At 72.5% G+C, this 788-nt stretch carries 1 protein-coding gene; it reads right to left on the bottom strand.

Features of this window, described 5'->3' with window-relative positions; genetic code table 11:
* Positions 1 to 690 (bottom strand): PDZ domain-containing protein (locus ACTOQ3_RS43600; protein WP_440089950.1); only part of this gene is annotated, 690 nt, incomplete at its 3' end.
* Between the last annotated feature and the right edge of the window lie 98 nt (positions 691 to 788).

Here is a 788-nt window from a genome sequence, read left to right on the forward strand (position 1 = left end):
GGCGGGGGTGGCCTTGGCGTCGATGAAGGGCGCCGAGCCGTTGATCGACTCGATGATGTCGCCGGGGCGCAGGCCGGCGGCCTGGGCGGCGCCGCCGTGCACGGTGGTGACGAACAGCGGGCCGACGGCGGTGCCGAGGTTGGCGTCGGCTTGCGCGCCGTTGACGTTCGCCTCGAAGCCCAGGCCGTAGCCGTCGCCGTCGTAGTAGTCGGGCGGCCGTTTGACGTCGTGCGTCCAGCGGGCGTGGTTGTCGCCGAGGGCGGCCACGATGGCCTCGAGGGTGACGACGGCCAGCTGGTCGCGCAGGTCGGGGACCTGGTCGGTGACCTTTCGATAGAGGCTTTCGAAGGCGGCCCAGTCGGCTTTGCGGTCGCCGGTCAGCGCCGGCATGGTCGCCTCGGGCACCTCGCGCCCGTTGCGGTTGAGCTCCTGGGTCAGGGCGACGAATCCGGCCGTCAGCAGCGAGCGGGCGTCCAGGGTGGCGCCGCTGTAGTAGGTGCCCAGGATGCAGAAGTACGCCTGCTCGATGACGTCGATCGTGGTGGGCGTCTCCGCTGCGGGTGGGCCTTGGGGGCGGGCGCAGACCGTGGCGGCTGCGGTGCCCGCCTGGGCGCGCGGCGGCGCGGGCGCGGTGCAGGCCGCCGCCAGCAGGAGGGCGAGTCCGGCGGCGGCGGTTCTGACGGTGGTCATGACAGGCGCCTTCGGACCCACCAGAAGCAGAACCAGGTCAGGCCGGCGGTGAGCAGGGCGTAGATGCCGGTCTCGATCCACTGGAAGGGCCAGAAGCG

The sequence above is a fragment of the Streptosporangium sp. LJ11 genome, assembly GCF_051918945.1.
Classification (GTDB): Bacteria; Actinomycetota; Actinomycetes; order Streptosporangiales; family Streptosporangiaceae; genus Streptosporangium.